The organism is Streptomyces sp. NPDC005925, assembly GCF_040638805.1.
In the GTDB taxonomy this organism is placed as follows: Bacteria; Actinomycetota; Actinomycetes; order Streptomycetales; family Streptomycetaceae; genus Streptomyces.
In genome coordinates this window covers 1-25,803 of sequence record NZ_JBEXVL010000002.1, presented here as the reverse complement: position 1 = coordinate 25,803, position 25,803 = coordinate 1, and the positions used below count along the sequence as shown (strand labels likewise).

The following is a 25,803-nucleotide window of genomic DNA, read 5'->3' as shown; positions in this document are numbered from 1 at the left end:
TTGTCAGCCCTTCCCCAGGAGCAGCCGGGCCTCGCCGACTGTGATGACGGAGCCGGTCACGAGGACACCGGCGCCGGCGAACTCGGCCTCTTCCTCGGCCAGCGTGATCGCGGCCTCCAGCGCGTCCGGCAGCCGCGGCTCGACCTGCACACGGTCCTCGCCGAACACCTCGACGGCGACGGCCGCCAGTTCGTCGGCGTCCATCGCGCGGTGGCTGGAGTTCTGCGTGACGACGACCTCGTGGAACACCGGCTCGAAGGCCTCCAGCAGCCCTCGGACGTTCTTGTCGCCGCTCGCGCCGACCACGCCGACGAGCCGGCTGAACTGGAAGGCCTCAGAGATCGCCTCGGCCGTGACCCGCGCGCCCGCCGGATTGTGCGCGGCGTCCAGCACGACCGTCGGCGAGCGTCGTACGACCTCCAGGCGGCCCGGCGAGGCCACCGCGGCGAACGCCTTGCGCACGGTGTCGATGTCGAGGGTCCGGGCGTGCTCGGCGCCGACGCCGAAGAACGCCTCCACGGCGGCCAGCGCCACCGCCGCGTTCTGCGCCTGGTGCGCGCCGTGCAGCGGCAGGTACACGTCGGGGTACTCGCCGCCCAGGCCGCGCAGGGTGAGCAGCTGCCCGCCGACGGCCACCTGCCGGGCGAGCACGCCGAACTCCAGCCCCTCCCGGGCCACCGTGGCGTCGACGTCCACGGCCTTCTTCAGCAGCACCTGCGCCGCGTCGACCGGCTGCTGCGCCAGCACGACGGTCGCGTCCCGCTTGACGATGCCGGCCTTCTCCGCAGCGATCGCCCCGGGCGTGTCGCCGAGCCGGTCGGTGTGGTCCAGGTCGATCGGCGTGACGACGGCGACACCCGCGTCGATCACGTTCGTCGCGTCCCAGGAGCCGCCCATGCCGACTTCCACCACGGCCACGTCGACGGGCGCGTCGGCGAAGGCGGCGTACGCCATGGCGGTCAGCACCTCGAAGAACGACAGCCGGTACTCCTGCTGCGCGTCGACCATCTCGACGTACGCCTTGATGTCGTTGTAGGTGTCGATGAACCGCTCGGCGGAGACCGGTGCCCCGTCCAGGCTGATCCGCTCGGTGACCGACTGCACGTGCGGGCTGGTGTACCGCCCGGTGCGCAGGTCGAACGCGCCGAGCAGCGCCTCGATCATGCGGGCGGTGGAAGTCTTGCCGTTGGTCCCGGTGAGGTGGATGGAGGGGTACGACCGCTGCGGCTCCCCCAGGACGTCCATCAGGGCGGCGATGCGGCTGACGGACGGCTCCAGCTTGGTCTCGCCCCAGCGGGTCGCCAGCTCCGCCTCGACCTCCCGCAGCGCCTTGTCGACCTCCGGGTCGGCCGGGCGCGCTGGGATGTCGCCCTCGGGCGGACCGCCCCGGGTGCGCAGCGTACGGCTGCCGGCCTCGATCACGGCGAGATCGGGATCGCGCTCGGTTTCGGCGGCGATGATCTCGTCGAAGGCGCCGGCACCGCCGGGCTGCTCACTGTCGTCGTGCGGGGGGAGCTCACTCACGGAAGCCAGTCTACGGAGGCCCTCCCGGGTCGTGCGCACACGGGGTTTGCACCGCGACGCCGGAGGGGCCGATGTCAGCCCCTCCGACGTATGCGGAGCGGAGGTCCGGAGCGGGCCCCCGGACCGGGGCGCGGAAGGGCGGCAGGGACGGGAGCTACGCCTGCGGCAACCGCTCCAGCTGCGCGGCGATCCGCGCGATGTCCTCGTCCGCCTTCGCCAGCCGTGCCCGGATCTTCTCCACCACGTGATCCGGAGCCTTCGCCAGGAACGCCTCGTTGCCGAGCTTGGCGTGCGCCTGGGCCTTCTCCTTCTCCGCCGCGGCGAGGTCCTTCGCCAGCCGCTTGCGCTCCGCCGCCACATCGATCGTGCCGGAGAGGTCGAGGGCCACCTCGGCCCCCGCGACCGGCAGGGTGGCCGTGGCGGTGAAGGCGTCGCCCTCCGGCTGGAGGCGCAGCAGCTGCCGGATGGCCGGCTCGTGCGGCGCGAGCGGCGTGCCGTCCAGCGTCAGCCGGGCCGGGACGCGCTGGCCGGCCTGCAGGCCCTGGTCGGCACGGAAGCGCCGGACCTCGGTGATGACCTGCTGGAGCGTGGCGATCTCCCGCTCGGCGGCCCGGTCCCGGAAGCCCGAGTCCTGCGGCCAGTCGGCGATCACCAGGGACTCACCGCCGGTGAGCGTCGTCCACAGCGTGTCGGTGACGAACGGGACGACCGGGTGCAGCAGCTTCAGCGTGACGTCGAGGACCTCGCCGAGGACGCGCTTGCTCACCTCGGCGGCCTCGCCGCCCGCCTGGAACGTGGTCTTGGACAGTTCCACGTACCAGTCGAAGACCTCGTCCCACGCGAAGTGGAACAGCGCGTCGGAGAGCTTCGCGAACTGGTAGTCCTCGTAGAACGCGTCGACCTCGGCCACGACCGCGTTCAGCCGGGAGAGGATCCAGCGGTCCGTGGAGGACATCCGCGCCGGGTCCGGCAGGGGACCGTCGACCGTCGCGCCGTTCATCAGGGCGAAGCGCGTGGCGTTCCAGATCTTGTTGGCGAAGTTCCGCGAGCCCTGGACCCAGTCCTCGCCGATGGGCACGTCGACACCGGGGTTGGCGCCGCGCGCGAGCGTGAAGCGCAGGGCGTCGGAGCCGTACTTGTCCATCCAGTCCAGCGGGTTGACCGCGTTGCCGAAGGACTTCGACATCTTCTTGCCGAACTGGTCGCGGACCATGCCGTGCAGGGCGATGGTGTGGAAGGGCGGGGTGCCGTCCATCGCGTACAGGCCGAACATCATCATCCGGGCGACCCAGAAGAAGAGGATGTCGTAGCCGGTGACCAGGACGGAGTTCGGGTAGAACTTCGCGAGCGACTCGGTCTGTTCGGGCCAGCCCAGCGTGGAGAACGGCCACAGACCGGAGGAGAACCAGGTGTCGAGGACGTCGGTGTCCTGACGCCAGCCGTCACCGCTCGGCGGCTCCTCGTCGGGGCCGACGCAGACGATCTCACCCTCGGGCCCGTACCAGACGGGGATCCGGTGACCCCACCACAACTGCCGCGAGATGCACCAGTCGTGGAGGTTGTCGACCCAGTCGAAGTAGCGCTTCTCCATCTCCTGCGGATGGATCGCGACGCGTCCGTCGCGGACGGCGTCACCGGCGGCCTGGGCGAGCGGGCCGACCTTGACCCACCACTGCAGGGACAGCCGGGGCTCGATGGTGGTCTTGCAGCGCGAACAGTGACCGACCGAGTGGACGTACGGCCGCTTCTCGGCGACGATCCGGCCCTCGGCGCGCAGCGCGGCGACGATCGCCGAGCGGGCCTCGAGCCGGTCCAGGCCCTGGAAGGGACCGTGCGCGGTGATCACGGCGTGCTCGTCCATGATCGTCAGCGCCGGGAGGTCGTGGCGCCGGCCGATCTCGAAGTCGTTCGGGTCGTGCGCGGGGGTCACCTTGACGGCGCCCGTGCCGAACTCCGGGTCGACGTGCTCGTCCGCGACGACCGGGATGGAGCGGTCGGTCAGCGGCAGCTTGACCTGCTTGCCGATCAGGTGCCTGTACCGCTCGTCCTCGGGGTGAACCGCGACGGCCGTGTCACCGAGCATGGTCTCGGCGCGGGTGGTGGCGACGACGATGGTGTCGTCGCCGTCGCCGTACTTCATGGAGACGAGCTCGCCGTCGTCGTCCTGGTACTCGACCTCGATGTCCGAGATGGCCGTCAGACAGCGGGGGCACCAGTTGATGATGCGCTCGGCGCGGTAGATCAGCTCGTCGTCGTAGAGCCGCTTGAAGATGGTCTGGACGGCCTTCGACAGGCCCTCGTCCATGGTGAAGCGCTCACGTGCCCAGGCGACGCCGTCGCCCAGGCGCCGCATCTGGCCGCTGATCTGCCCGCCGGACTCGCCCTTCCACTGCCAGACCCGCTCGACGAAGGCCTCCCTGCCGAGGTCGTGCCGGGACTTGCCCTCCTTCGCCAGCTCGCGTTCGACGACGTTCTGCGTGGCGATGCCCGCGTGGTCCATGCCGGGCTGCCACAGCGTCTCGTGGCCCTGCATGCGCTTGCGGCGGGTCAGGGCGTCGATGAGGGTGTGCTCGAAGGCGTGCCCGAGGTGCAGCGAGCCGGTGACGTTGGGCGGCGGGATGACGACGGTGTACGGCGGCTTGTCGCTCTTCTCGTCCGCCTCGAAGTAGCCCCGCTCCACCCAGCGCTCGTACAGCGGCCCCTCTACGTCGGCCGGCGCGTACTGGGTCGGCAGTTCGGTGGTGGGCGCGGGTGGCTGCTGCTGAGCGTTCTCGGTCACGGGGGTCAGTTTAGAGGTGTCACGACCCGGCCCCGAAACGCGTTTCCTTTGTAACGGTGCGGCCCCCGCCGACCTGCGGGCGCTTGGCGTAGGCCAGGATGTTCCGACCGCGTAAACATCTGGAGGGGAACCCAGAACATGAGCTACAACCAGCCGGGCCCGTACGGCGGGCAGCCCCAGCAGCCCGGACCGTACGGCCAGCCGGGCCCCTACGGCCAGCAGCCGCAGCAGCCCCAGCCCGGCTACGGCTACCCCCAGCAGCAGCCCCAGCCGGGTTACGGCTACCCGCAGCAGGGCGGCGTCCCGCCCCAGCAGCCGCCCTACGGCCAGCAGGCCCCGTACGGCCAGGCGCCCTACGGCCAGGCTCCGTACGGGATGCCGCCCCAGCCCCCGGCCGGAGGCGGCGGCAAGAAGGCGGGCGTGATCATCGGCGCGGTCGCGGTGGTGGCGGCGATCGGCGTGGGCGCGTACTTCGTGATAGGCGGAGGCGGCGGCGCGGGCGGCCTGGAGGACGACGGCGCCCACACGCTGTCGACGCCGGCGAAGGTCCTCTCCGACTACACGCGCGTCTCGAAGGACGGCGCGGGCGTCGGGGACGACTCGACCGACGACCTGGAGAAGTCCGGCGTCAAGAACGGCAAGTCGGTGCTGGGCGTCTACTCGACGGCGGATCTGAGCGGCTACGACCCGAGCGACCCGAGCACCGCGCCCGACCCCGCCGAGCTGGCCACCTCGAAGGGCATCACCCTCGCCGGCGCCTACGGTGAGATCGCCGATCCCGAGGTCGCCCTGGACAGGTTCTTCGCCGAGTTCAAGAAGTCGGCCGAGGACGGCGACAGCAAGAACAAGGCCGAGATCGTGGGCGAGCCGGAATCGGCCGACATCGACGGCGCCGTCATGAAGTGCCAGGCCGTCAACGGGCAGGACGCCGCGACCAAGAAGATGAAGACGGACTGGTTCTGCGCGTGGGCCGACTACAGCACCATCGCGATGGTGTCGCCGGGTGACGCCACGAAGGGTGTCACCAAGGACGTCGCCATCGACATCACCACCAAGCTCCGCCCCGTGGTCCGCGTCAAGGCCTGACGCCGCACCGCACACAGCGAAGGGGCCCCGGTCGACCGGTGCCCCTTCGCTGTGTACCGCTGTCGGCTACGCCGTCTTCTGCTCGCCCGGGCCGCGGCCGCGGGCGTCCCTCGGGATGAGGGTGGGGTTGACGTTGGAGTGGACCACGTCCGCCGTGACGACGACGCGGGCGACGTCCTTGCGGGACGGGACCTCGTACATCACCGACATCAGGACCTCTTCCATGATGGCGCGCAGGCCGCGCGCGCCGGTCTGGCGGAGGATGGCCTGGTCGGCGATGGCTTCGAGCGCCTCGCGCTCGAAGTCCAGCTCCACACCGTCGAGTTCGAACAGGCGCTGGTACTGCTTCACCAGCGCGTTGCGCGGCTCCACCAGGATCTGGAGCAGGGCCTCGCGGTCCAGGTTGTGCACCGAGGTGATGACGGGGAGGCGGCCGATGAACTCGGGGATCATGCCGAACTTGACCAGGTCCTCCGGCATGACCTCCTCGAACTGGTCCTTGGACTCCAGCTCCCGCTTGGAGCGGATCGTCGCGCCGAAGCCGATGCCCTTCGCGCCGGCCCGCGACTCGATGATCTTCTCCAGGCCCGAGAAGGCACCGCCCACGATGAACAGCACGTTCGTCGTGTCGATCTGGATGAACTCCTGGTGCGGGTGCTTGCGTCCGCCCTGCGGCGGCACCGAGGCCGTGGTGCCTTCGAGGATCTTCAGAAGCGCCTGCTGGACGCCCTCGCCGCTCACGTCCCGGGTGATCGACGGATTCTCGCTCTTGCGGGCGACCTTGTCGATCTCGTCGATGTAGATGATCCCGGTCTCGGCCTTCTTGACGTCGTAGTCCGCGGCCTGGATCAGCTTCAGCAGGATGTTCTCGACGTCCTCGCCGACGTACCCCGCCTCCGTGAGCGCCGTCGCGTCGGCGATGGCGAACGGGACGTTCAGCATGCGGGCGAGGGTCTGTGCGAGGAGGGTCTTGCCGGAGCCCGTGGGGCCCAGCAGCAGGATGTTGGACTTCGCCAACTCGATGGCGTCGTCGCGGCCCTGGGCCCCGCCGTTCTCACCGGCCTGGACCCGCTTGTAGTGGTTGTAGACCGCGACCGACAGGGACTTCTTGGCGGTCTCCTGGCCCACGACGTACCCGTCGAGGAACTCGTAGATCTCGCGGGGCTTGGGAAGTTCCTCCCAGCGCACCTCGCTGGTCTCGGCGAGCTCCTCCTCGATGATCTCGTTGCAGAGGTCGATGCACTCGTCGCAGATGTACACACCGGGCCCTGCGATGAGCTTCTTGACCTGCTTCTGGCTCTTGCCGCAGAACGAGCACTTGAGCAGATCGCCGCCGTCACCGATGCGTGCCACGGTGTGCTTCCCCTTCGCCTGGGAGACGACTGGACATTCGCGGTCCAGCGGCTCCTGGTGCTGCCTTATGTCCGACGGTACCTTGCCTGGCCCCTCGTTCGGGCCCCCCTTGGCACGGTTCACTTCCATGTGGACCGTGCCGGACCGCGCCAAGGGGCGGCAGACGATACCGGTTCCGCGTCAGCGGACCTCGGCGTTGTTCATCTTCCGGGTGGAGATGATCTGGTCGACCAGGCCGTACGCCAGCGCGTCCTCGGCCGTGAGGATCTTGTCGCGCTCGATGTCCTCGCGGATCTTCTCGATCGGCGTGGTGGAGTGCTTGGCCAGCATCTCCTCCAGCTGCGAGCGCATCCGGAGGATCTCGTTGGCGGCGATCTCGAGGTCGGAGACCTGGCCGCGGCCGGTCTCGCTGTACGGCTGGTGGATCAGCACGCGCGCGTTCGGCAGGGCCATGCGCTTGCCGGGTGTACCGGCGGCCAGCAGGATGGCGGCGGCCGAGGCGGCCTGGCCCATGCAGACCGTCTGGATGTCCGGCTTCACGAACTGCATCGTGTCGTAGATCGCCGTCAGCGCCGTGAAGGAACCACCGGGGCTGTTGATGTAGACCGAGATGTCCCGGTCGGGGTCCATCGACTCCAGGCAGAGCAGCTGCGCCATGACGTCGTTGGCGGAGGCGTCGTCGATCTGGACGCCCAGGAAGATCACGCGCTCCTCGAAGAGCTTCGCGTACGGGTCGTACTCGCGCACGCCCTGGGAGGTGCGCTCGACGAAGCGCGGGATGACGTAGCGGGACTCGGCCGAGGGGCCGGTGTACTCGGCGCGGGCGTGGATGCCGCTGCCGGGGAACTCGTTCACGGTTTCTCCTGGAAAAGGGCTGTGGCGGTCGGCTGGGGCTGACTGGGGCGCTGGAACCCGCCGGGCGGGCGGTGAGCGCCGCCTGCGGGCCTGGCGGGCCTGCGCGGGGCCTCGGATGCCCCATGGGACGGTGCGTCGCCCCACGGGGCCGGTGAGCCCCCGCGGGGTCGGCTCAGGCCCCGGTGCCGCCGCCGCCCGGCATGCCTGCGGCCGTGGGGATCACGTCGTCGATGAGGCCGTACTCCTTGGCCTCGAAGGCGTCGAACCAGCGGTCGCGGTCCGAGTCACGGGTGATCTGCTCCATGCTCTGGCCCGTGTGCTGGGCCGTGAGCTCGGCCATGCGCTTCTTGGTGTGCAGCAGACGCTCGGCGTGGATCTTGATGTCCGAGGCCGAGCCGGCGAGGCCGGCGGAAGGCTGGTGGATCAGGATCTCGGCGTTCGGCAGGGCGAAACGCTTGCCGGGGGTGCCCGCGCTGAGCAGGAACTGGCCCATCGAGGCGGCGAGGCCCATGGCGATGGTCACCACGTCGTTCTTGATGAACTGCATGGTGTCGTAGATCGCCATGCCGGCCGTGATCGAGCCGCCGGGGCTGTTGATGTAGAGGTAGATGTCCTTGTCCGGGTCGGCGGCAAGGAGCAGCAGCTGTGCGGTGATCTTGTTGGCGATGTCGTCGTCCACCGGCTGGCCGAGGAAGATGATCCGCTCGTTGAGCAGCCGGTTGTAGACCTGGTCGCCGAGGCCACCACCGATGGAAGGCTCGCCGGCGGCGGAGGGCATCAGATTCGTCACGTATCCACCTGCTCGTCTTACGACGGCGCCGGGCCGTCTCACGTTTCCCGTCCGGGGGCCGGATGGGGACACCGGTCCCCTGGCCCTCGTATTCATGGACCCTAACGCGCTGGTCCCTTCGGGGAATCCCGGACTGGAGGGTGTTCGCCGGGGGCGTAGCGCCGCGTGGGCCGACGAGGGCCCCGGTGAGGCGCCGCGGGACCTGCCCGATTGCGGTCCGTCCGTCGTGGTCGCTCGTGCCCGCACGGCGCGGCCGCCGTTCGACAGCGCCCCGCACGCGTGGGGGGCGGGCGCCCCCACGCCGACCGCCGACAGGGCGGGCCCCCGGGAAAACGTCCCGGGGGCCCGCTCTACGGCCGTGCGAGGGAAAGCCGTGGGCTCAGCCCTCGGTCTTCTCCTCGGCGGCGTCGGTGGCGTCGGCCTCCGTGGCCTCGGCGTCGGCAGCCGTCTCGGCGTCCGTCTCGTCCTCGTCGTCCAGGTCCACGGTCTCGCCGTTGGTGTCCTTCACCGTGGCGGACTCGACCACGACGGCCAGGGCCTTGCCGCGGGCGACCTCGCCGACCAGCAGCGGAACCTGGCCGCCCTCGACGACGGCCTGGGCGAACTGGTCGGGGGACATGCCGGAGGAGGCGGCACGGCGCATGAGGTGCTCGGTGAGCTCCTCCTGGTTGACGTTGAGGTTCTCCCGCTTGACGAGCTCGTCGAGCACGAACTGGGTCTTGATGCCCTTGACCGCGGCCTCACGGGTCTCGGTCTCGAACTCCTCCTCGGTCTTGCCCTGGATCTCCAGGTACTTCGCGAGGTCGAGGCCCATCTGGCCGAGCTGGTGGTGCTCCAGGTTGTGCTTGCGGGTGTTGACCTCGTCCTCGAGCAGCTTCTCGGGGACGGGCACCTCGACCAGCTCGAGCAGCTTGTCCAGGACGCGCTCCTGGGCCTGCGTGGCCTGGTCGTACTGCTTCATGTTCTCCAGGCGCTTGCGGCTGTCGGCCTTCAGCTCCTCGAGGGTGTCGAACTCGGAGGCGAGCTGCGCGAACTCGTCGTCCAGCTCCGGCAGCTCGCGCGCGGCGACCTGGGTGACCTTGACGGTGACCTCGGCCTCCTTGCCCGCCGCCGAGCCGCCCTTGAGCTCGGAGGTGAAGGTGGCCTCGGCGCCGGCCTCCAGGCCCTTCACGGCGTCGTCGAGGCCGTCCAGCAGCTCGCCGGAGCCGATGGTGTAGGAGACGCCGCTCGCCACGCCGTCCGCGAGGACCTCACCGTCGACCTTGGCCTGCAGGTCGATCGTCACGACGTCGCCGTCCTCGGCGGGGCGCTCGACCGGGGAGGTGGAGGCGAAGCGCTCACGGAGCTGCTCGACCGACTTGTCGACGTCCTCGTCGGCGACCTCGACGGCGTCGACCTCGACCTCGATGCCGGAGTAGTCCGGGATCTCGATGGACGGGCGGATGTCGACCTCGGCCGTGAAGTTCAGCGTCTCGCCGTCCTTCAGGTCCGTGATGTCCACCTCGGGCTGGCCGAGCGGGTTCAGCTCGGCCTCGTTGACCGCCTCGGTGTAGAACTTCGGGAGGGCGTCGTTGACGGCCTCCTCCAGCACCGCCCCACGGCCGAACCGCTGGTCGATGACCCGGGCCGGGACCTTGCCCTTGCGGAAGCCCTTCACCGTGACCTGCTGGTTGATCTTCTTGTACGCCGCGTCGAGGCTGTCCTTGAGCTCCTCGAAGGGCACCTCGACAGTGAGCCGAACCCGAGTCGGGTTCAGGGTCTCCACGGCGCTCTTCACGGTTCGGTCTCCTTGTGGCTGACTTCTTGGGTTCTGCCGGAGCCAGAGCGGCCCGGCCGATTTCGCCGCCCGGAGGACTGCAGACGATGAGACACACGGGCGTGCAGCTTGCATAGTAACGGCAGCGGGTACACGGCCCCAAAGGCGATCACCCGTGGTGACCGTGGCTGTTTCTGACTGGTCGGGGTGGCGGGATTTGAACCCACGGCCTTCCGCTCCCAAAGCGGACGCGCTACCAAGCTGCGCCACACCCCGTGCTGGTGCGACACGTAGGGTACATGCCGCCGGGCGGCGCGTCGGCCCCATTCCCGGGGCGTCGAGGCGGCTCCGGAGCGCACGGGGCGTACACCGGCGCACCGCGGCGACACCCCGGGGGCGCGTGGCCGAGCCCCCGGCGCCGGACGGCCTCGCCGTCGCCACGGCGGCGGCACCGGCGGGCGCGAGCGAACCGCGCGGGAGAAACGGGGTGTGCGGCGGAGGGGGGCGACCCGCTACGATGCCTGTGTGCCGCGGTCCCCGGACCTGCGGCGCGTCACGTGCGGGCGTAGCTCAATGGTAGAGCCCTAGTCTTCCAAACTAGCTACGCGGGTTCGATTCCCGTCGCCCGCTCTGCATCGGCCGTCGGGCCCGGTTCCTCTTCTGCGGAACCGGGCCCGACGCCGTTTTGCGACCGGGCGGCCGGGCCCGGACTCAGAAGCTGATCGAGCTGATCGACTCGGCCAGCGAGTTCATGAACCTGTTGATCGCCGGTGCCATGCCCGTGGAGGCGAGGAAGAAGCCGAACAGCACGGCGACCGTGGCCGGCCCGGCTTTTATGGAGCCCCCTCTGATGAGCACCACCAGAATGATCGCCAACAGCAGCACCACTGACAGTGAAATCGCCACAACTGATCACGCCCTCGGTCGTCCGCTCTCCCGGCCCGGGGGTGTACCGCGGCAACCCCCGCCGGGACCATCGTGCCACCAACCGGGCCGCACCATGCGGCCCGTGACGCAACATCCGTCCCAGCCCGACCGGTTCGTCGGCGCCGCGCCGGGTACCCATGGCCGGCGTACGCATCTCGACCGGCGCGTGATCCACGGCAATTCACCGGACCGCCCGCACAGAAATTCGGTCAGATCGTTTCGGCCTCCACACAACGTGTCCACAGGCCATTTCACGTGACACCCGAGCCTCATCAACGGCCGCGTCACGAACCGCCAAAGAGGTATGGAAGGGGACATTCCGCCAGAGTCGCCTGCGGGGCTTATGCCCCCCTTAGGGGGGATGAAGCGGGGCAACCTGGACGCATGCGACCTACACGTTCGGACAGGCGATGTGCCGACCGTCACGTCGTCCGGGAGGTCAAGTTCCGTGAAATCCCGGGTATGCGCAGCCATATACCAGGAATGACGTCGGGGGTTTTACGAATACCCCGGCGCGACGCTAGGGTGCCTCAGATGTTTCACGCTGCCTCGTCCCCCGCAAGCGCAGCGAGGTTCCGGATCGAATCCCCGATTTCCTGGTGGGAGGGTCTGTGACGAACTCGCTGCGACCGTACGGCAATCGCAGGATGCCGCTTCCTCCGGCGCAGTCGCCGGACGTGGAACCCGTGGAGCCCCGCCCACCGCAGACCCAGCCCCGTAGTACTCAGCAGAGCAAGCAGCGTGACGCGTTCTTCGACAACGCGAAGTACCTGGCGATCGTGCTGGTGGCCGTCGGACACGCCTGGGAGCCCCTGAAGGGCGACAGCCGCGTCCTCGAGGCCGCGTACATGGTCGTGTACTCGTTCCACATGCCGGCGTTCATCATCATCTCCGGCTTCTTCTCCCGCAGTTTCGACATGCGGCCCAGCCGGCTGAAGAGGCTGATCACCGGCGTCGCCGTGCCGTACATCCTCTTCGAGACGGCGTACCCCCTCTTCAAGAGGTTCGTCAACGACGAACCGGACCAGAAGATCAGCCTGCTGGACCCGTGGTACCTGACGTGGTTCCTGGTCGCGCTGTTCCTGTGGCGGGTGACCACGCCGATCTGGAAGACGGTCCGCCATCCGCTGCCGCTCGCGCTCGCCATCGCCATGATGGCGTCGATGTCGCCGGAGATCGGCGACGACCTGGACCTGCAGCGCGTCCTTCAGTTCCTGCCGTACTTCGTGCTGGGTCTGTGCATGAAGGCCGAGCACTTCCAGATGGTGCGCCGGAACTCGGTGCGGCTCGCGGCCGTGCCGCTGTTCGCGCTCGCCCTCGGTTTCTCCTGGTGGGCCGAGCCCCGCATGGCCACCACGTGGTTCTACCACCGCGACTCCGCACAGGAACTGGGCGCGCCCTGGTGGTCCGGGCCCGTCATGACACTCGCGATGTTCGGCTGCTCGCTGGTGCTGACCGCCTGCTTCTTCGCCTGGACGCCGCGCCGCCACATGTGGTTCACGGCGCTCGGCGCGGGCACGCTGTACGGCTACCTGCTGCACGGATTCCTGGTGAAGGCCGGTGACTTCCGCGGCTGGTACGACCACGACTGGCTGCACCGACCGCTCGGTGAGGTCTTCGTGAGCGTCCTCGCGGCGGCCGTGGTCACAGTGCTGTGCACCAAGCCCGTCCAGCGGGTCTTCCGGTTCGCCATGGAGCCGAAGATGGAGTGGGCGTTCAAGCGGGACGCCGCCGAACTGGCCCGCGAGCGCGAGAAGGCCGAGAGCCGGGCGGACGACAGCCGGTCGGGCGGGCGGGAGAAGGCCCGGGTCTAGTCCGCAGCCGAGGATCCGGAAGACTCACCGAGACCGAGAAGTGCGCGCATCCGCGTGTACTTCTCGGTCAGTCTTTTGCGGGTCGGCCCGTCCAGGACGGCGAGGCGGGCCGGGTCCGCGTTGTGCGCCAGGTCGGCCTCCTTCACCAGCAGGGCGCCCGGGGTGGCGAGGATGCGCGCGGCGTACGCCTCGGGCGGCTCGCCGGCCCGCTTCGTGACCGCGCGCACGATGTCCTTGGCACGGCGGCTCAGCGGGGCCTCGTCGAGCCACCGCTCGGAGAGTGCGCGGTCCTCCACGGCGTCGTGCAGCCAGGCCGCGGCGATCTGGTCGTCGTCGCCGCCCCTGATGCGTACGCCTTCGGCGACGGCTTTCAAGTGGTCGGCGTAGGGGCGGCCCGCCTTGTCGGTCCGCCCCTCGTGCGCGGCGCGGGCGAGGGCCTCGGCCTCGGCCGGGGTCATCGCCCGGTCCCGCCCCTGAGGTGCTTCATCAGGCGCTGGAAGTCCTGCCAGCCCGACAGGTCGGACGGGTCGCCGGGCAGCGGGTAGTACAGCGCGGGGCGGGTCTTGGGGCCGAGTTCTCGGGGTCGCTCGGCCAGGGGGGTGCGTCGGGCGCGGTCGCCGGGCATCTCGCGGACCTCCTCGGCGCCCAGGACGAACGCGTAGGGCACACCGGGTCCTTCGAAACGGGGCGGGACGGACAGGTCACGGCGGGCGCGGCGGATCTGCACGAGCATGGACTGCAGGTCGTGGCGGGTGGCGAGGACTTCCGCGGCGGCGGGCACCGCGTCGTGCGGCACCTCCTCGCCCGGGCCGTAGCCGAAGGACATGGTGACGTCCTCCTCCACGCCGCCCTTGGTGCGGGTGATGCGGACCGTGGCGAGGCCGGGGCGCCCGGGGCTGCCGACGACCACGAGCCAGGTCGGCTCGGGCGTCCGCTCGTACGCCACGTCGGTCAGCCGGCGCAGCGACCAGGCCAGGTTGGCGGGTTCCTCGGTGCCCCAGCCGGCCGGCTCCTCGCCGGTGATCTCCCGCCAGACGGCCTCCACGGCGCCGCCGAGGACGAGGCGGTCGTCGGCGGGGTGGACGGTGCGGAAGGAGATCGCGAGCTGGCGTTCACCGGTGTCGCCCTCCTCGAGAGGGCCCTCCTTGAAGGAGGCGGCGACCGGGGTGCGCGGGTCCTCGCGGGTGGCGTCAGGGGACTCGACGGTCACGAAGAGGCCGTTCGACCAGGTGAGGACCGCGCCGGACAGACCGTCGTAGTAGCCGTCCTGCTCGTCCTGGACGACCCAGCGCGAGGGCCAGCCGGGCAGGCTGTTGCGGACCGCCGGGGAGAGGCGGGTGCCCGCCGGGGTGACGATCTGCAGGCCGAGCTCGGCGTTGGCGGCCGCGCGGAAGGCGTCCTGGAGCCAGGCAGTCATCGCGACGACCGGGCGGTCCTGGATGACGACGGCGACCTTGTCGGTCAGGACGTCCACGGCGGGCTGGGCGGCGGCCGGTACCGGCGCGGCGCTCACCCCGTCGGTCTTGACGACGGCCAGCGAAAGCGCCGCCTCCGGGGGCCAGGCGGTGCCGCCGACCAGGGTGGCGAGGCGGGCGGCGAAGGTCCCGGCGAGCGCCTCGGCCTCGGCGACGCCGGTGGTGGCGCGGGCCTCCGTCCACCAGTACGGGACCTCGGGCGGGCTCGCCCCGAGCAGTCGCTCGGCCTCGCCCGGGACCTGCACCAGCAGGGGCGCCTCCACGGAGACCAGCGGCCGGCCCTGCTCGTCGTGCAGCCGCACCACGGCACCGTCGCCCTCCGCGCCGACGAGCCGGTCGGGGCCGCCGGACAGCAGGCCCGCGAGGACGCTCAGCGGGTCCGGCATCTTCTTCGTGAGGGCGATGACGTCCTTCGTCATGGGTGGTTCACCTGGTCCCCGAGTAGACGGTCTGGATCAGCCGGTTCGGCTCGCCCCTGCGGATCAGCACGCCCCGGCCGGGCGGCTGCGCGCCCGCGTACACGCCGGGGAACAGCTGTCCCTCGCTGCGGTCGCCCGCCATCACCAGCGCCGAGGAGCCGGACTCGCGCAGGCTCTGCAGCAGCGGCTCGTACAGGCCGCGGGAGGCGCCCGCGACGCGGCGGGTCAGGACGAAGTGCAGGCCGATGTCGACGGCCGACGGGATGTACGGCACGAACGGGGCGAGCGGCTGCTGCCCCGCAGTGGTCAGGACGTCGTAGTCGTCCACGAGGATCACGATGCGCGGGCCGGAGAAGCTGCCCGGCTCCAGGTCCTCGTTGTCGGCGCCCTCGTCGGGCAGTCGCTTCTCCAGCTCGCCCGCGATGCCCGCGGCGAGGCCGGCGCACAGTTTGGAGTTGTAGGCGTAGCCGCCCCGGTACTCCTCGGGGATCGCGCCGCGCAGACCACGGCGCGGGTCGAAGACACCGAAGACGATCTCGCTGTCGCCGTGGCGCTCGATGAGGCCCTGGGCGATCACCTTGAGCAGGTTGGTCTTGCCGCACTCGCTGTCGCCCATGATCATCAGGTGCTGGTCGTGCTCGAACAGGTCGAGCAGGACCGGGGCGAGCTTCGTCTGGTCCAGGCCGATCGGGACACGGCGAGGTTCGGCCGACGGACTCGGCAGGGTCTGCGGCTCCAGCAGGTGCGGCAGCACGCGGACGGGCTGGGCGACCTCGCCGGTCCAGGTGGCGCGGATCGTGCGGGCGGTGCGCTCCAGGACGGCGCCGAGGTCGCCCGTGTCGGGCAGGGAGTCGGTGCGGGGCAGCGCGACCTGCGCGAACAGCTTGCCGTCGGTCAGGACGCGGCCCTTCTCCTCGGCCGAGAGGGTCTGGGCGAGCTTGCGGTCGACGCTGGACTCGCTCGGGTCGTTCAGGCGCAGCTCGACGCGGGTGCCGAACTGGGACTGGGTCGCGATCCGCACGTCGTTCCAGCGCAGCATGCCCGCGACGACGTGGATGCCGTAGCCGCTGCCGCGCTTGAGGATGTCCACGACGGCGTCGTCGAGTTCCTCGAAGTCGTCGCGCAGGGCGCCGAAGCCGTCGATGAGCAGCACGATCTCCGTGGAGGCCAGTTCGCGCACCTGGCCGGCGGCGCGCAGGGTGCGCAACTGCTCCAGGGAGTCGATGGTGTGGACGCGGAACAGTTCCTCGCGCTGGTCGAGCATGCCCCGCACCGAGTCGATGGTGCGGGCGGCGCGCTCACGGTCGGCGCGGCCGGCGACGCCGCCGACGTGCGGGAGCCCGGACAGCGCCTGGAGGCCGCCGCCGACCAGGTCGAGGCCGTAGACGCCGACCTCCTGCGGGGTGTGCGTCAGGGACAGCGAGAGGGCGAGGGTGCGCAGCAGGGTGGTCTTGCCGGACTGCGGGCCGCCGATGATCGCGGCGTGGCCGCCGGCGAGCGTGAGGTCCAGGTACCACTGGCCCTGCCACTGCTTGGTCGGGTCGTCCAGGACGCCCAGGGGCACCTGGAGCGGGCTGCGCCGCTTGGCGAGCTGCATGCCGCGCGGGCCCACCTCGACGGGACCGGCGACCTTGTCGAGGGCGACCGCCGAGGGCAGGGGCGGCAGCCAGATCTGGCGCACCGGGCGGGCCCCGGCGCCCTCCAACTGGCCGATGAGGACGCCCATTTCGGTGGGCCCGGTCTCCCGGCGCCGCATCTGGGGCTCCTCGGACGCCGCGCCGCCCTGCTCCTCGCCGAGGGTGTTGTAGGCCATGTATTCGAGGGCGAGCGGGCCGGTGTCCTCGGTCTGGCGTTCCACGGGGCCGCGGTAGGCGCCGGAGACGTAGCTGGCCTTGAAGCGCTCGTAGTGGCTGGTGTCGACCTTGAGGTAGCCGAAGCCGGGCAGCGGCGGCAGGTGGAAGGCGTCGGTGGTGTCGAGGACGGTGCGGGACTCGTCGGCGGAGAAGGTGCGCAGGCCGAGCCGGTACGACAGGTAGGTGTCCAGGCCCTTGAGCTTGCCGCCCTCGATGCGCTGGCTGGACAGCAGCAGGTGCACGCCGATGGAGCGGCCGATGCGGCCGATGGACAGGAACAGGTCGATGAAGTCCGGCTTGGCGGTGAGGAGTTCACCGAACTCGTCGATGACGACGAACAGGTGCGGCAGCGGTTCGAGGTCGGGGCGCTTCTCGGCGCGCAGCGCGGCGTAGTGGCCGATGTCGGCGACGTTGCCCGCGTCCTTGAGGACCTGCTGGCGTCGCTTGACCTCGCCGGCGAGGGAGGCGTGGACGCGCTCGACGAGGCCGGCCTGGTTCTCCAGGTTGGTGATGACCCCGGCGACGTGCGGCAGGTCGGAGAAGGGCGCGAAGGTGGCACCGCCCTTGTAGTCGACCAGGACGAGCGCCAGGTCCTCCGGCGGGTGCGTGGCGACGAGGGCGAGGACCAGGGTGCGCAGCAGCTCGGACTTGCCGGAGCCGGTGGCGCCGACACACAGGCCGTGCGGGCCCATGCCCAGCTCGGAGGATTCCTTCAGGTCGAGCAGCACGGGGTCGCGGGAGTCGCTGACGCCGATGGGCACGCGCAGGAAGGCGCGTTCGCCGCGGGGCGCCCACAGGCGGGCCAGGTCGAGGTGGGCGACGTCGTCGATGCCGAGCAGGTCGGCGAAGTCGACGGGCCCGGTCAGCGGGGCGTCGGCGCCCATCGAGTCGGCGGACAGCCGCATCGGGGCGAGCATGCGGGCGAGGCCCTCCGCGAAGGGGATGCCGATCTCGTCCACGGTGCCGTGCGCGCCGATCGGCTCGGCCTCGCGCAGGTCCTCGATGACGATGCGCTCGCCGTCGACGGTGATGCGTACGCCCACGTGGCCGGGTTCCTGGACCCGCTCGTCCAGCAGGTGCAGGACGGTGACGCCCATGTCGCGCAGGCCGACCGCGTCGTCGGGGCGGGGCAGGTCCACGGCGTCCTCGCCGTGCCCGTCGGCGACGACGAGCAGCCGGGAGGTCATCGCGAGGGCGTCCTTGCCGGCCAGGCCGCGGCGCACCTCGGCCGCGTAGGAGGCGCGGCGGCGCAGTTCCGCGCCGATCTGCCGGGCCAGCTGGGGCACGGAGGGCGCGATGCGGCGGGCGGCTACGGGCCCGTCGAACTGTTCGGCGTCGAGCAGGTGCGGCAGCCACTTGGCCCACTCCCACTCGGTGACCCGGTCGCCGGGCGCGGCCAGCGCCATCGCCACGTCGTCGGGGGCGTGGGTGGCGGCGGTCTGCACGAGCAGGGCGCGGGCGACGCGGAGGGTGTCCTCGCGGGGGCCGATGAGGCTGACGTTGCCGACGCGGTCGAGGGGGACGGTGAGGGGGAGTTCGGTGCCGGTGCTGAAGCGGTTCACGAGGGCGGAGGCCTCGTTGAGCATGAACTCATCGGGCGGGGTGAGCGCCGAGCCGCCCTGCTGGGCGATCTTCAGGTCCCGTACCCGCATCTCGCCGGTGCCGACGCGGATGCGCAGGAAGTCGGCGTCGACGCGGCGCCTCTCCCACAGCCGGGCCGGGTCGCGGACGATGTCGTACAGGGCGGCCGGCGGCGGGTTCAGCACCTGGGTGCTCTCCCGGCGTTCCCGCTCCTGCCGGGACAGTTCTTCGCGCTGGTCCTCCAGGTAGGCGAGGTAGGACTCGCGCTGGGTGCGGCGGGTGCGCTGGGCCTTGCCGCGCTGCGAGAAGACCATGACCAGCGAGCCGGCGACGGTGACGACGAGGATGATCGCGCCCAGCCCGGCGAACTGGCTGTTGCGCATCACGGTCATCATCACGACGGACGACATCACACCGGCGACGGGCAGCAGCGAGGTCGCGATGGAGCCGGCCTTGCCGTCGGGCAGGTTGGGCGGCGCTTCTATGGTGCGCGGCTCGGGTGCGGCCGGGGGCCGGGTGGTGCGGGCCGGCCGGTGGATCAGTCGGGTGCTCATCGTCTCGCCCTGTCCTCGAAGTCCTTCAGGTTCCCTTCCGGCGGGGGTGGTTCAGCGACGCTTCTGGGAGAGCTGGAAGACCTCGGCGGCCAGCCGGGTGGCCGCCAGCCGGGTGGCCCGCGCGAGCAGTTCGGTGCGGATGGCGCCGCCGGCCGCGAGATGCCGGTCGTACGGCAGGACGTGCACGCTCGCGCCCGTCGCCTTCAGCCGCTCCGCCGCCTTGCGCAGGTCGAGGCCGAGGTGCGGCACGGTCTCGGTGAGGACGACGACGGTCGTGGTGGTGATGTCCCGGGGCAGGCCGCGCATCCACTGCAGTACGGCGTGTGTGCTGGCGATGCCCTCCAGCGTCGCGGGCACGGTGAGGATCCGGGCCTGCGCGGCGGACAGGGCGGTGCGGGCGACCTCCGCGGGCAGCGTCTCGCAGTCCACGACGGTCACCCCGAAGTAGCGCCGCAGCGACACCATGACCCGCTCGTAGCTGCGGGTGTCGAGCATGGCGCCGACCTGTCCCTGACTGCCGGGCAGCAGCCACGCGTTGTCGGGCAGCTGCACCAGGTAGCCGGTGACGTCGAGCAGCGTCATCTGCGGCTCGACGACGTCGGCGAGGTCACCGGTCGTCCAGCGCAGGCTGTCCGCGCCCATCCGGATCGGGAGCGAGCCGAGCGCCGGGTCCGCCTCGACCAGCAGGACGGGGTCCTGGCGGTAGTGGGCGTACGTCGCGCCGAGCAGGGCGGCGATCGTGGTCTTCCCGGAGCCGCCGCGGATGGACGTCACGGCGATCTGCCGGCCGGTGGTGACCGGCTGCTGCAGGGCCTCGGCGGTCGCGGTGGTCTCGGCGACCTCACGGGCGGCGGACGACGACACGGTACGGCGTACGGCACGCAGGGCGCGGGCGCCGAGGGACTCGCCGCGGCGCGGCTTGAGCCCGGCGGCGGCGAGCTGCTTGTCGAGCACCGGGGAGGAGTCCGGTGTGGAGCGGGAGGAACGGGCGCGGGGGACGTGCGCGTACTGCGGCTGGGCCTGTTGCGGGTAACCGGAGGCGGGCGGCTGCGGCTGGGCCTGCTGCGGGTAGCCGTACGCCTGGGGCTGCGCCTGCTGCGGGTACGGCTGCGGCTGGGGCTGGGGGTCCGGATAGCCGTACGGCCGGCCCTGGTCCTGGCCCTGGTCCTGGGTGCCCGGCCGGCCGTGGGCGGGGTTGCCGTAGGCGGGGTTCTGGCCCTGGGCGGGCGGCTGCTGACCCTGCGGGTAGCCGTACGGCTGCGGCTGCGGCTGGGCCTGCTGCTGCCCCTGCGGAGGGCCGTACGCCGGGCCCGGTGGCGGGACGTCCGGTCCCGGTGCGCCCTGCTGCTGGGCCTCCGTCTGCGCCTGAGGCTCCTGCTGTGGCTGTCCGGGCTGTCCGTCCGGTCCCGTGGCACGCCGCTGTGCCGCGCCGCCCCTCAGGTCGCGCAGCACATCGCTCTGCCAGTTGTCCCCGTTCGGCATGTCGCCCTTCTCTCCTGCGACGCCCGCTTCGTCGCCCCGCGCGGAGGCGACGGCGCGTCGGCGTCTCGTCGTCGAAGCCTCAGAACTTGTTGAGCAGCTGGCCGTAGATGCCGAACACGCCCACGGCGAGCGGGAACAGCCCGATCACGCCGAGGGACTCGATCAGATCCGCGGACCGCCGCAGCCGGACCCGGACGTGCTCCGGCGGCTCGATGCCGAGGACCAGCAGCGGCAGCAGTGCCGCCGCGCCCAGCAGTACGAGCGCGCCGACGCCCCCGGAGTGGTCCAGCCACAGCACCGCGAGCCGTACGACGAGCAGCGCCGCCGCGCCGAACAGTGCCACGACCTCGGCGATCAGCGGGAAGGCGCGGGCTCGGGAGAGCAGCACCACGGCGGTGAGCGAGGCCAGTGCGACCGTCCACACGGTCGGCTCCGCGGCCGTGGACAACAGCCATCCGGCGGACGCGGCGGACGCGGCGGTGACCACGGTGGCGAGGGCGAGCCCGCGGTGGGTGGCGGCGAGGGCGTTGGCGACCTCGTGCCGGCTGACCGAGGTACCGGAGGAACGCCGGTCGTCGAGCCCGGTGAGCCCGGAGGCCATCAGCGCGAAGCGCGGCAGCATGCCGAGCAGGACGACGGAGAACACGGCCATCACGGCACCGAGCCGGTCCGGCCGGTCCTGTACGGCGGCGACGAGCTCCCACACGGCGGTGACGGCGGTGATCGCGCCGGCGCCGATGAGCCCGCCGCGGCCGAGCGGCGAGAAGTAGGCGAGCAGGACGAGGCTGATCACCAGCGAGGCGGCGACGCAGGCCAGCCGGACGGTGCCGGACCAGTGGTGGGCGTCGGCGGCGGTCCAGGCGGTGAGCAGGCCGAGTCCGCCCGCGGCGAGCAGCAGCGCGGTGGCCAGGCCACGGTTGCCCTGCCCGATCCTCGCGACGAGCGCGCCCACGACGAGGAAGAGGACGCTGACGGCCGCGAGCCCGGCGGCGACGTGCTCCAGCGCGAACTCGCGCCGGGCCAGCAGCGCCGCGGCCACGGCGAACACCACGACGGCCACACCGGCGCTGGCGCGGCGCGCGGCGGGGCGCCAGCGCCAGGCCCGCAGGTCGAGATCGTCGGCGACCTGGTCGGTGACGTCGTGCACGACGGGCGCGGGCGGCGCGGCGTGCGCGCGGACGAGGCGCAGTACGGCGCCGTCGGGGACGCCGGCCGACGACAGGGTGGCGTCGTGCGGCAGCGCGGAGCCGTCGGAGGTGATCAGTTGACGGGTGGTCGGCCGGGTGGCGGCCCGGTCGTCCAGCAACCGCAGTATGTCGGGGAGCAGTTGGCCGATCGCCGTGTCCGAGGGGAGGACGAGGTCGGCCCGCCGTCGCTCACCGATCAGGGTGACCCGGCTCAACTGGGTGCGGGTCGAAGTTGCTGTGCTCACCACTCACCGGAACCTATCATCGCGTTGTCTCGGCCCAGGGCGCCTTCCGGCGCGACCATGCGCATGACCAATCCGACCGTCGCGGGGGCCGCGGCGGTCTGCGGTACGCCACTCCCGGCGGCGCTCCCCTCGGCGTTCCCCACAGGTTGCACCACGACATCCCCCATCGCGTTCACCCCTGCTCCGCGCCCTTGTCGGCGCCACCGGAGGGGGAGGCGGTCGGCGTCGGGCTGTAGAGCTGCTCCTGCTGCTGCCGCTGCTTCTCCTGCTCGGCCTTCTGCTTCGCCATCATCGACTGGACGAAGGACCAGCCCAGGCATCCGGCGCACAGTACGGCCGCGATCGCGATGCCCGCGAAAAGCTTGCCGAGCCGTTCGTCCGCCGTTCGCCTGGAGCGTTGCGCGCCGAAGAGCAGCGCGTCGCGCATCCGGCGCCGACGCACCGCGATCGACTCCAGCAGCTGGCTGTCGTAGTCCCGTGCCATTCAGTCGTCCCCGTGGGTGCGTCTTCCTGTAAGTGCGTCCACGTGCAGGCGGAGCCGGTCCCCCGGAACCCGGCCGGGACGGCGTGGCGCGACGGTGTCCGTCTCCGCGTGCGCCGCCGGACGGCGGGCGGGCGTCGGGTCCACCGAGGACGCGGCCGGCACATCGCGGCGGCCCGGCGTGTGCCGTAGCCCGTCACGCGGCATGCGAGATCCCCCTGCTTCGCTTCCGCAACATAAGGCATGGAGGGGCAATCAGTACACCCGGGGGCAGGCGCCGGCACGGCCTGCCGGACGGCCCTCCGGGACCACTCCCTCACCCTCACCCGGCCAGCCCGTACACGATCATCCCGACCACCCAGAGTGCCGGTACGAGCCCGACGTACGCGAGCGGCCTGCGCCGTACGGGCACCCCGGGGTCGTAGCGCGGGCCGCTCGTGCCCGGCCCCGGTGCCGCGAGTTTCCTCACGTGGCGCACGGCGAGGACGTTCCGGACGAGGGCGAACGGCGCGAACAGGAACAGGGAGAAGGGGCTCCACCAGCCCTGCCAGAGGGTGTACGTGGTCAGTGTCCGGTACACGGCCAACCCGCACGTCAGGCACATCGGCCCGGCCGTCTTCCTGAACCGCATGACGACGAGCAGCGCCTGATGGGCGCGGAACGTGACGTCCGCGGCGGGGGAACCTCCGCAGAATCTGCACACGGGGGCGGGGGGCGGCGGGGTCCGCCGGGGGCGGGACGGCGCGGGGACCTGGGCCGTGGTCGCAGGTACGGCGGTCGCCTCGCAAGCGGTCGCATCGGAAGCGGGCCCCTCGGAAGTGGGCGGGGCGGCATCCGCCGGTACGGCTGTCCTCCCGGAGGCGTGCCAGGCGCGGAGACAGACAGCCACCGCATCGAAGAGGCCGTTCTTCACCGACTCGGCGATGTGCCCGTCGCAGAACCGCTCCCCGCGCACGATCGCCGTCGCGGCGCGCACGGCGTCGGCCGGCTCGAGCATCTGCCCTTCCCGGGGAGGCACCGGCATCGGGACCCCCGCCCAGCGGTGCTCCGGGGTGACCGCGCCGACACCCGACAGCGCGGAGACGGCCCGCTGCAGGGGCTTGCTGTAGAGCGGGAACGCGACGTGCGTCGCGCCGCTCGGCAGTTGGTGCCCGCCGCCCCACTTCACGTCCCGGTCCTCGTCCGTGAGCGCGTCGAAGGCTTCGGCCAGCTCGCGCCAGGCGCCGGAGTCCCGGGGCGCAAGCCGGGCGAGAAGTCGCCGGTCGTCGTCGGGGGTGACCATCCGGGCGAGCTCCTCGACGACCTCCCTGTCGGGGGCGGCGACGACGGGGCCCACGCCGGGTTCGCGGCTGAGCAGGTGGAGCACGCCGAGAGGGGTGAGCCCACGCTCATGGGCCTCCCTCGCCCTGCGGGCCCACGCCTCCCCCTCCCGGTACGCGCGGACACTGCTCGCCCGCCGGTCCGTCCAGCCGACGTCGGCGGGGTCGGCCCAGAGGTAGCCGGCGATCTCCTGGCCGGGGGCGGTGACGGTGACGTAGTGGCAGGGCGTGCCGGGAGGTGTGGCAGGCATTGACGGCTCAGCTCCTGGCTGCCAGCTCCTTGACGGCCTCCAGGCCCGGGGCCTCCTTGAGCGAACCGGGGACGATGTGGCTCGGGTCCTCGGGGCCGTAATCCCGCATCATCGCGTCGAGCGCGGCCGAGGGCGTCAGGCCCTTTTCCTTGGCCTCGTGGAGCTCGCCCGCCCAGAGCGCTCCCATGTTGAAGGCCTCGTCGCCGCCGGCCCGGCGGTACTGCCATCCGGCGGCGTCGTCCTCGTCGTTCAGCCACAGGTAGCCCAGCACCGTACCGGCGCGGTCCGCGACGGCGGCGTACCGCACCGGCTTGTCGGTGGTGTTCGCGTAGCGCGGCGGGCTGGCGACCTCCTCCCACTGCAGGGATTCGGTCACCCGGGGAGGAACGCGTGGAGTCTCCCGGCTCATGGTCATGCCTTTCTTCCGCTGCTACCTGGGCAGGACTTCGCCGTAGACCTGCACCTTTCCATTCTCCATGAACACACGGGTCACCCGGTACTGCGTTCCCCGCCCCAGCAGCAGCTCGCGCTCGCCCTGTCCGAACTTGCCGACGTTCTCGACCCAGAGGGCCGGGGTTCCCTTGGGAACCCGCAGGTGGAGGATCGCCTCCGCGTCCGCGAAGGCACTGACGGGGTGGTTGCCGAGCGACGTCGACATGTAGCCCTTGTCGTCGTACGTCTTGCCCAGCATGTCGTACGGGCTGTCCAGCTTGAGGTGCCCGATGCCGCTGCCGCGGACCACCATGACGTCCTCGGGGACGGTACGGCCGGCGAGCGCCGCGTCCACCTCGTCGATGTTGTGCTGGACGGAGTCGCTCCACTTCGACGCGTCCCCGCGCAGGTAGCCGTTCATCTCCTTGTAGGTCGCCCAGCCGTCGGGGTGCGGAGCCGGCAGGTTGTAGTCCGGCTCGTCGGTGTACTCCCAGACCGACTGCTTCCGCTCGGCCGACATGTTGTCCGCGTAGTCGTTCCAGTACGTCTGCCCGTACGTGATGGCGTCGGTGTCCCTGGCGAACGGAACCGTGCCGTCGGAGACCTCGGCCAGGGCGATTTGGTGCTTCTCCGCCGTGGAGAGCTGGGCCCATTCCTTGTTCGTAACGTGCGGCTTGTACTCGAACGGCTCGTCCGCCGCCCCGCTGCCCGGCACGTCCGTGCCCTGGTGGCCCGGGGCGCCCGGCACGTCGGTGCCGTGATGCGCGGCGTCCGTCCCGGCGTCACCGGCATCGGCGTGATCACCGGCATGGGCGGCGTCGTCACCGGCGTGGGCCGCGTCGTCACCGTGGTGCGCGGCGTCGTCGGCGCCGTGGGCCGCGTCGTCCGCACCGTGGGCGGCGTCGTCGCCGTGTCCGCTGCCGGGGAGGTCGTGACCGCCGCTGCCCGGGAAGTCGTGGCCGCCGCCGGTGTGCGGGGTCGTGCCGCTGTCGTACGCCCCCGAGCCCGGCGTGTGGTCGTAGGCCCCGGGGCCCGGCACGTGGTCGTACGCGCCCGGACCGGGGACGTGGTCGTACGGGGAGTGCGTGGACGGGTGGCCGTGCGGTGTCTGGGTCGGCGTCGCGTCGAAGGACCCGCCGGGGACGTGACCGCCGCCCGGGGTGTGCGAGCCGGGCGGGTTGTACTGGCCGGCGTTGTCGACGGTGTGGACGCCGCCGTCGCCGGCGTGGACACCCGCGTACACCGGCTGCTGGCCGTCCGGGATCTTCCAGCTGTCGGGCAGCGTCGGCGTGGTGGTCCCGTGCGGAACGGGGGGCGTCGTCTCGTGGGGGATCGGCGTGACGTCGACGGCGCCGTTGGGCGAGACGATGTTGCCGTCCGGGGCCAGCGTTCGCCCGTCGGGCAACTGGACGCTGCCGTCCGGGAGGGTCGGGATGTCGATGTTGGCGACACCCTTGAGGCTGGTGGCGATGTCGCCGATCTTCGACAGGCCCGCGCCGGCGCCCTTGGCGATGTACGTCATCGGGTCGATGAACCTGCCGGCCTTGCCCGCCACCGACAGCGCCTTCGCCACCGCACCGGCCTTGCCCGCACCCGCCGCGGCACCACCCGCACCACCCGTGAACACCGTCGTCACCACG

18 protein-coding genes and 2 tRNA genes are annotated in these 25,803 nt (G+C 71.5%); 3 read left to right on the top strand and 17 right to left on the bottom strand.

Annotated elements, in window-relative coordinates; translation table 11 throughout:
- Nucleotides 1–3: 3 nt before the first annotated feature.
- The gene (locus tag ABZ354_RS02920; protein ID WP_358652290.1) at nt 4–1,524 is read right to left on the bottom strand and encodes a folylpolyglutamate synthase/dihydrofolate synthase family protein; all 1,521 of its coding nucleotides are present in this window, start codon (nt 1,522–1,524) and stop codon (nt 4–6) included.
- A gap of 154 nt (nt 1,525–1,678) precedes the next feature.
- Nucleotides 1,679–4,303, bottom strand: a complete 2,625-nt coding sequence (locus tag ABZ354_RS02915) for a valine--tRNA ligase (protein WP_358652288.1) — start codon at nt 4,301–4,303, stop codon at nt 1,679–1,681.
- A 138-nt stretch (nt 4,304–4,441) separates the two neighbouring features.
- On the opposite strand from ABZ354_RS02915, the gene ABZ354_RS02910 reads away from it, so the two are divergent.
- A complete protein-coding gene (locus ABZ354_RS02910) occupies nt 4,442–5,389 on the top strand; it encodes a hypothetical protein (RefSeq protein WP_358652286.1) in 948 nt (315 codons plus the stop codon).
- 66 nt (nt 5,390–5,455) lie between these two features.
- Here the strand turns inward: ABZ354_RS02910 and clpX are convergent, their stop codons facing one another.
- The 5 genes from clpX to ABZ354_RS02885 all read right to left on the bottom strand — a co-directional run bounded on the left by clpX (nt 5,456) and on the right by ABZ354_RS02885 (nt 10,419).
- Nucleotides 5,456–6,742 carry an ATP-dependent Clp protease ATP-binding subunit ClpX gene (clpX, locus tag ABZ354_RS02905; protein WP_358652284.1) on the bottom strand — a complete coding sequence of 429 codons (1,287 nt, stop codon included), beginning with the start codon at nt 6,740–6,742 and terminating at the stop codon, nt 5,456–5,458.
- Nucleotides 6,743–6,922: 180 nt separating this feature from the next.
- Complete coding sequence (locus ABZ354_RS02900) at nt 6,923–7,597, bottom strand: ATP-dependent Clp protease proteolytic subunit (RefSeq protein ID WP_358652282.1); 675 nt, start codon at nt 7,595–7,597, stop codon at nt 6,923–6,925.
- Between the two features lie 172 nt (nt 7,598–7,769).
- A complete protein-coding gene (locus tag ABZ354_RS02895) occupies nt 7,770–8,375 on the bottom strand; it encodes an ATP-dependent Clp protease proteolytic subunit (protein WP_358653116.1) in 606 nt (201 codons plus the stop codon).
- 391 nt (nt 8,376–8,766) lie between these two features.
- Nucleotides 8,767–10,164 carry a trigger factor gene (gene tig / locus ABZ354_RS02890; protein ID WP_358652280.1) on the bottom strand — a complete coding sequence of 466 codons (1,398 nt, stop codon included), beginning with the start codon at nt 10,162–10,164 and terminating at the stop codon, nt 8,767–8,769.
- 178 nt (nt 10,165–10,342) lie between these two features.
- A tRNA-Pro gene (locus ABZ354_RS02885) sits at nt 10,343–10,419 on the bottom strand.
- 283 nt (nt 10,420–10,702) lie between these two features.
- Between ABZ354_RS02885 and ABZ354_RS02880 the strand changes: the two genes are divergently transcribed.
- A tRNA-Gly gene (locus tag ABZ354_RS02880) sits at nt 10,703–10,773 on the top strand.
- Nucleotides 10,774–10,854: 81 nt separating this feature from the next.
- Here ABZ354_RS02880 and ABZ354_RS02875 read toward each other — a convergent pair.
- Nucleotides 10,855–11,049 carry a hypothetical protein gene (locus ABZ354_RS02875; RefSeq protein ID WP_358652278.1) on the bottom strand — a complete coding sequence of 65 codons (195 nt, stop codon included), beginning with the start codon at nt 11,047–11,049 and terminating at the stop codon, nt 10,855–10,857.
- Between the two features lie 632 nt (nt 11,050–11,681).
- On the opposite strand from ABZ354_RS02875, the gene ABZ354_RS02870 reads away from it, so the two are divergent.
- Nucleotides 11,682–12,884: an acyltransferase family protein gene (locus ABZ354_RS02870; RefSeq protein ID WP_358652276.1), complete on the top strand. Its 1,203-nt coding sequence runs from the start codon at nt 11,682–11,684 to the stop codon at nt 12,882–12,884.
- Here ABZ354_RS02870 and ABZ354_RS02865 read toward each other — a convergent pair.
- The 9 genes from ABZ354_RS02865 to ABZ354_RS02825 all read right to left on the bottom strand — a co-directional run.
- Nucleotides 12,881–13,342, bottom strand: a complete 462-nt coding sequence (locus ABZ354_RS02865) for an HD domain-containing protein (protein ID WP_358652274.1) — start codon at nt 13,340–13,342, stop codon at nt 12,881–12,883. The genes ABZ354_RS02870 and ABZ354_RS02865 overlap by 4 nt on opposite strands.
- Nucleotides 13,339–14,778: a DUF6177 family protein gene (locus ABZ354_RS02860; RefSeq protein ID WP_358652272.1), complete on the bottom strand. Its 1,440-nt coding sequence runs from the start codon at nt 14,776–14,778 to the stop codon at nt 13,339–13,341. Before ABZ354_RS02860 ends, ABZ354_RS02865 begins: the two co-directional genes overlap by 4 nt.
- 7 nt (nt 14,779–14,785) lie before the next feature.
- Complete coding sequence (eccCa, locus tag ABZ354_RS02855) at nt 14,786–18,766, bottom strand: type VII secretion protein EccCa (protein WP_358652270.1); 3,981 nt, start codon at nt 18,764–18,766, stop codon at nt 14,786–14,788.
- Nucleotides 18,767–18,817: 51 nt separating this feature from the next.
- Nucleotides 18,818–20,248 carry a MinD/ParA family protein gene (locus ABZ354_RS02850; RefSeq protein WP_358652268.1) on the bottom strand — a complete coding sequence of 477 codons (1,431 nt, stop codon included), beginning with the start codon at nt 20,246–20,248 and terminating at the stop codon, nt 18,818–18,820.
- 79 nt (nt 20,249–20,327) lie between these two features.
- A complete protein-coding gene (gene eccD / locus ABZ354_RS02845) occupies nt 20,328–21,683 on the bottom strand; it encodes a type VII secretion integral membrane protein EccD (protein WP_358652266.1) in 1,356 nt (451 codons plus the stop codon).
- A gap of 169 nt (nt 21,684–21,852) precedes the next feature.
- Nucleotides 21,853–22,164, bottom strand: a complete 312-nt coding sequence (locus ABZ354_RS02840) for a hypothetical protein (protein WP_358652264.1) — start codon at nt 22,162–22,164, stop codon at nt 21,853–21,855.
- Nucleotides 22,165–22,483: 319 nt separating this feature from the next.
- Nucleotides 22,484–23,731 (bottom strand): DUF6508 domain-containing protein, encoded by a 1,248-nt coding sequence (locus ABZ354_RS02835; RefSeq protein WP_358652262.1) that lies wholly within the window; start codon nt 23,729–23,731, stop codon nt 22,484–22,486.
- A gap of 7 nt (nt 23,732–23,738) precedes the next feature.
- Nucleotides 23,739–24,107, bottom strand: a complete 369-nt coding sequence (locus ABZ354_RS02830; RefSeq protein ID WP_358652260.1) for a hypothetical protein — start codon at nt 24,105–24,107, stop codon at nt 23,739–23,741.
- A 54-nt stretch (nt 24,108–24,161) separates the two neighbouring features.
- On the bottom strand, nt 24,162–25,803 hold a 1,642-nt coding region (locus ABZ354_RS02825; RefSeq protein ID WP_358652258.1), incomplete at its 5' end, for an ADP-ribosyltransferase.